Annotated in this window: 6 protein-coding genes and 1 pseudogene; 4 read left to right on the forward strand and 3 right to left on the reverse strand. The window is 63.1% G+C overall.

What is annotated here, in order from left to right; genetic code table 11:
* Positions 1-113 (forward strand): annotated as a pseudogene (locus ACIKT0_RS12260) (IS5/IS1182 family transposase); the annotation flags it as partial.
* A 44-nt stretch (positions 114-157) separates the two neighbouring features.
* Here ACIKT0_RS12260 and ACIKT0_RS12265 read toward each other — a convergent pair.
* Complete coding sequence (locus ACIKT0_RS12265) at positions 158-1,183, reverse strand: methyltransferase (RefSeq protein WP_407105611.1); 1,026 nt, start codon at positions 1,181-1,183, stop codon at positions 158-160.
* A gap of 502 nt (positions 1,184-1,685) precedes the next feature.
* On the opposite strand from ACIKT0_RS12265, the gene ACIKT0_RS12270 reads away from it, so the two are divergent.
* The 3 genes from ACIKT0_RS12270 (at position 1,686) to ACIKT0_RS12280 (ending at position 3,076) form a co-directional block, all read left to right on the forward strand.
* On the forward strand, positions 1,686-2,069 hold the full coding sequence (locus tag ACIKT0_RS12270) for a DUF4260 domain-containing protein (RefSeq protein ID WP_407105612.1): 384 nt from the start codon (positions 1,686-1,688) through the stop codon (positions 2,067-2,069).
* A gap of 149 nt (positions 2,070-2,218) precedes the next feature.
* A complete protein-coding gene (locus ACIKT0_RS12275) occupies positions 2,219-2,500 on the forward strand; it encodes a hypothetical protein (RefSeq protein WP_407105614.1) in 282 nt (93 codons plus the stop codon).
* Positions 2,501-2,581: 81 nt separating this feature from the next.
* A complete protein-coding gene (locus ACIKT0_RS12280; RefSeq protein ID WP_407105616.1) occupies positions 2,582-3,076 on the forward strand; it encodes a DUF992 domain-containing protein in 495 nt (164 codons plus the stop codon).
* On the opposite strand, the gene ACIKT0_RS12285 is transcribed toward ACIKT0_RS12280, so the two are convergent.
* Both ACIKT0_RS12285 and ACIKT0_RS12290 read right to left on the reverse strand, forming a co-directional pair.
* On the reverse strand, positions 3,030-3,398 hold the full coding sequence (locus ACIKT0_RS12285) for a class I SAM-dependent methyltransferase (RefSeq protein WP_407105617.1): 369 nt from the start codon (positions 3,396-3,398) through the stop codon (positions 3,030-3,032). The genes ACIKT0_RS12280 and ACIKT0_RS12285 overlap by 47 nt on opposite strands.
* 330 nt (positions 3,399-3,728) lie before the next feature.
* On the reverse strand, positions 3,729-4,766 hold the full coding sequence (locus tag ACIKT0_RS12290; protein ID WP_407105618.1) for a linear amide C-N hydrolase: 1,038 nt from the start codon (positions 4,764-4,766) through the stop codon (positions 3,729-3,731).
* Positions 4,767-5,451 lie beyond the last annotated feature (685 nt).

Here is a 5,451-nt window from a genome sequence, read left to right on the forward strand (position 1 = left end):
GCATGTTCTGCCGCCTCAAAGACTTCCGACGCGTCGCAACCCGCTACGACCGTAACGCCACCAGCTTCCTCGCCGCCGTCCACATCGCCGCGATCGTCAGCTACTGGTTATGAGTCTCGGCCCTAGGTCGTCTCGGTCAGGTGGCCAGTTCTTCCCGTCAGGCTGAAGGTCGGGCGGTGATGATCGCCATCGGAGACTGGGTGTGAGTAATCGCCACATCGCCGAACCCCGCTTTCACCAGAAGGGCGCGATACTCAGCCAGGGAACGCTCGCGGCCGGTCAACATAACCAGCATGTTCAGGTCCATGAGCGGCGCGAGACTTGCCTCGCCCAACTCGCCCAACTCGCCCAACACGAGTTCCAGGATCGCCACCCGGCCACCCGGCGCAATCGCGTTCCGGCAGTTGCGCAGAATGGTGACGCATTCCTCGTCGTCCCAATCGTGGAGGATCCACTTCAGAAGGTAGAGGTCCGCCGAAGGGACGCTTGTGAAGAAATCCCCTGCGACCTTGTCTATCCGCGCACGGATTTGATCCGGTACGTTGGAGAAGGCTTGGCCGTCGATCACGTTCGGCAGATCGAACAACGTCGCTTTCAGGGAAGGATTGGCTTCCAGGAGCGGCGCCAGAAGAGCGCCGCTCGCGCCTCCGACGTCCACGACCCGATCAACCGCGGTTGTGTCGAGAACGCGTGCGGCCTCGCTGGCCACAAGCGCTGTCAGGCCCTCCATCGATTCGGTGAATGAAGCCGCCTCGGTCGGCGTTCGTCCGTAATACTCGAAGATGCCTGCGCCCAATGCAGGAACCGTCTGCGGACGCCCTGAGCGGAGCGCCTCGGCAAAGCGCCCCCAGGGCAGCCAATGGCCCGCTGCAGGCTGCGACAATGCAAATCCGCGCATCGACTGAGGATGATCCCGTCGCAACGTGTCGAGCAGCGGAGTCGTCGCAAACCTTTCGCCGTCGAAGCCGACAAGCCCGAGGCTCGCGCAGGCGCGCAAATGTCGGAACACCGCCGACGGGTCCATGCCGGCAACCGTGGCGAGCTCCTCCGCAGTCGCCGGGCGCTTCTGCAGGTGTTCGGCGTATTCGGCCACCGCAGCCCCATGAACAATCTGCGTCACCCAGTAACCGGTGATCATCTGGAGCATGCGTGTTGCAGGCTCCGAAACGTCATTGATGTTCATGAACCTTCCATTTCAGTCTGTAGATGGCCGTGGCGTCGTTGCGGATCGCCGGCGACGCGCGCTCGCGGGGGGGGCCGCGCGGGAACGCCCTGCGTCCGGTCCATCAGGTTGGCCCGTTCGCCTGGACGACCGCCAACTGCTTTGGTCCAGAGAGAGGCCCGGCAGCTGTGCGGTCCGCCTGCGCTGTCAATCGACGCTGATCGGCCGCAGAATGATGTTGACCGCCCCTCGACCGAGCGGGCGCATTATGAGCGCCGCGAGCCGGCCCGAAACGGCGATCCGCACATGAAACCTTGGGCAATTCTCCTCGCCGGTCCCGGACCGGCTTCGCTCCACGAACCGGCTCGCCCTCCGCGCCGACGATCGCGCGGCAGAAGAAGCCGCGGCGCCTGAGCGGGCTGGATTTCGGATGGACCCCGGTCCGGCGGAAAGCGAGACATCGGAGCGCGCGCTCAAACGCACGGACGCAGTGAGCGCCCGGCTCTGGCTGGAGTATCGGAGCATGACAGATGGCTATGTGCAGGGCGCGCCGCGCTCGCTGCTCAGGATGGAAGGCGCGGCGTTACTGCTGTCCGCGCTGGTGGGCTACTGGTGGGCGGGGCAGCCTTGGTGGCTGCTGGCGGCTCTCGTTCTGGCGCCAGACCTCAGTATGCTGGGATACCTGGCAAGTCCGAAAGTCGGCGCGGCGATCTACAACGCGGCCCACAGCACGATAGCGCCGCTCCTGCTCCTGAGCGGATCCGCGCTTCTGGACGACCGTATGACGTTAGGCCTGGCTCTGATCTGGCTGGCCCATATCGGGTTGGATCGAGCCTTGGGCTACGGGCTGAAATACGTCAGCGGCTTCGGTGACACTCACCTTGGACCGCTCAGGAGGAGTTCATAACCGGGGGGCATGCTCTTGCCGGCGCGCGACCTACGCTTGGGGCGGCATTGGCAGATCACTGCGCCCACCGAAGTCCCGTTCGGCGACAGCGTGCTGTCAGTTTCTGGCGCCGAGCCGCTGTGACGCCGGCAGCAGGTGACCCAACGCTTATGTTAGGAATTTCCGATTCCAAGCGCCGGGTCTCTAAAGGGCCGAAGCTGCTTCATGGCATCGCCCTCCTGCAGGATCAGGATGCCGAAAAAGTCGCTGGCTCGCGTCAACGACAGGCAGCGCACACGCGACGGCGGCCGCGAGCGCTGTCGCGGATGCAGATCCAGGCGATCGCAGCCGCCGAGCGCACCTTCGACGTGGTCCTAACCGAGGCCGCGAAACGCGAGGTTCGAAACGCGCAAGCTCGAGGAAGACGGTTGATCCATATCAAGGACCTATGAGTAGAATCATCTGACTATTCTGTGCACGATGGCGCTTGGCGTGCTTCAATTACGTTAATTACGGTTGAGGGAGCACTTCCAATGACGGGCAAGAACACCATGGCAGCTCGAGCCGCAGTCTTGTATGTGATCGGACTGCTCATGGCTGTTTCCGCGGCGACGCCAGCGTCGGCGCAGTCTAGTGTGAAGATCGGCCTCCTCACCTGCACGACTGGTCCGCAGATTGGAGAGATCGTTTTCTCCAAAGCGAAAACGCGATGCACGTTTCATCCCGATGTGGGCGAAGATGAGAACTACCACGGCGAAATCCGAAAATATGGTCTCGATGTGGGCGTCGAGGCGCGCAGCGTGATCGTGTGGGCCGTCTTCTCGCCACAGACCGGATACGCCCCGGGATCGCTTGCGGGAGTTTATGTTGGCGCGACAGCTGACGCGACGATCGGCGTTGGTCTTGGGGCAAATGTCCTGGTCGGCGGATCAAACAAGCAATTCGCACTGCAGCCTCTCAGCCTCCAAACTCAAGCTGGCTTCAATATTGCCGTTGGAGTCGGTGAGCTGGTTTTGACAGAGCGGTAGCGGACCCAGCGCAAGAGGCCGTCAGGTCCCGAGCGACAAGAACGGCCGAGTCCGCCATCGCGCATATCTGTTGCGAGATGTATACGGCCGCGCCGTCGTCGAGACGATGGAGGCCGTGGCGAACGAAGGCCTCGACCTCGTCGTGCTGAGCGGCGACGGCGAGCACGCCCGTCCCCGTGGCGACGTCGAGGACGTGGTCGCCGGGCGCCAGGCCCACCAGGTCGAGAACCTGCAGCGCGAAGGGCCGGGTCATCGGCTCGCCCAAGCGTTCGTAGTTGCGCACGATCTGGTCGAAGTAAGTATTGTCTGCGGTCACGCCCATCGCATCAGTCCTGCATGTCCATCGCCGCGCCAAGGGCGCGCCCGCCATGGATCAGACTCCGCGTGGGCCGTGGTGCACGCCGATGTCGCCGTGCTACCTGCGGTAGTTCGGCGACATGGGGCATAGCCCGCCCTTCTCGGACAACCTCGTCGAGGTGAGCCGGGCGAACTGATCCTTGGCCAGCGAGGGTTAGGCCGTCGCCTTTCCGCAGGTCATGGGTCGGCGGCCTGCACGATCCCGCTCGGCGCCGCGCGAGAATTCGCCCGTCACCCCCGTAGTGGGTGGTGTCGAACGGCGAGGGCGAGGGCCGCCCGTCGCCGTAAGTCCTCGCTACCGCGCCGGCTGTCCAGCGAGGTGAAAAGGCTCGGCTTCTCGGTACGACCCGGTGGCGTCGCCGGCGAAAACGTTGCGTTGCTCGGGGCCCAGCTCGAGCTTCAGTACCTTCCCGTTCTCCTTCGAGAAGTCTATCCGGCCGAGGTCGGTCCAGAATGTGTTCGGCGAAAGCGCGGATTCGAAATAGTAGAGACGGCGTTTGTGGTCGTAGACGGTCCGCCAGCGGGTGGACGATATCTCCGGCTGGTCTTTGGTCGAGACCCCGAGCGGCACAGAAACATTGCGGATGATGCCGTAGACGCTGGCCAGGAGTTGGTCAGGCTCGCCGTTCGGCGGGATCGCCTTCACATAGAAAGACGCACGGGCGAAGCGATCCGCCGCCCGGCTGGTGCCGGGGAGCATGACCGTGCCTCCGATCTGCGTCCAATAGGAAGCGAGCGCCAGTTGCCGGTCATAGGTCGGCGAGTTGGTCAGAACCTGGTACTGGCGGCCATGATGAATGACTTCCCTGCCGTCGAGATACTCGATGATCGCGCTGTCGCCGCTTGAATCCGACAGGGACAGGTGCACCGTCGCATTGAATTGCGCTCCGGGCAGCTTGCCCGTGACGAGCGTGAAGGGCTTCTTTTCGAATGCGGCGACCGCTTCGGCGACGGTCGCAAAATTGTCTAGCGCGTATTGGGCCCACGCCGAAATCGCTAGCCCCGGGGGCCCGCTGGCGTCCGAGTCGGGGTATTGAGACTCTTCGAGCCAAAGCACATTGGCGGTCAATCCCGCTTCGTTCGCTCCGTCGGATGTGAAAGTGTCGAATACAGGGGCGACCAACGATCCGTACTTGGATGTCCATCGGATCGAATTCGGCCCCACTCCACCATTGCGCTCCATGCCTCGGGGAAGGACGTAAAGATCGGTCTGGATCGGCTTCTCCCAGTCCATCGATCGGGCGGTGAAGACGTTGCCGTCATCGCCAAGATAGACGAAGCGGGAGCATGCGGTCGCTGATACGACGCCCTCGTGGAAGGCGGCCGAGAGCATCAGGAACGCTACGGCGATCCGAACTGGCGCTGCTTTCAGCATTTTGATCACCTCTCGGGGGGCCGGAGTCCGCCACGGAGCCGCGCACCGGCTTCTCGGGCCTGTTCGTGCGGCATCGGCGAACGTGCGAAGGCGCTTACCGGGATCGGAAGTGAATGAGAGCTTTTTTCATGCGGTATCTCATTGACCCGCATCAACAACAGCTTCCTGAACGACGGCCGGGTCACACGATGGAGCTGGCCACGGTCGGGCCCACCGCTCCGTCACGCAGGGCTTTCTCACTACGCGATCCACGCAGTCGGCGTCGGCCGGCGGGCTGATCAGTTTTGCTGGCGCCGCCGTTCTCGACGTTGATCCGGCAGTCGCCACACAAAGCTGAACACTGTAAGTACAGTTATGTAGATTACACAAAAAATCTATGAGTCTAAGTTCCGTTCGGGTCACGAAGCCTCTCGGAACGGCGCTTTGCGCGTCTTTCGGTCGGGAGGCGCTGATCACTCCGGGTCCGTGCGTGTCATCGAATGGCCGCGAGCTCTCTTTGAACGTCAGCATCTGGCTGATTCCGTTGAAAAACTCGGCCGTTGAAGCGGGGCTCCGTCGCTGATTCACTCCGTCATGCGGGCGGAGGGCGGCGGCGATGATGGGTGAACGGCAGGTCGACCAGGCGGCGCTGTTTTACGAGTTC

Origin of the sequence: Hansschlegelia beijingensis, from assembly GCF_045505405.1 — a bacterium.
In the GTDB taxonomy this organism is placed as follows: Bacteria; Pseudomonadota; Alphaproteobacteria; order Rhizobiales; family Methylopilaceae; genus Methylopila; species Methylopila beijingensis_A.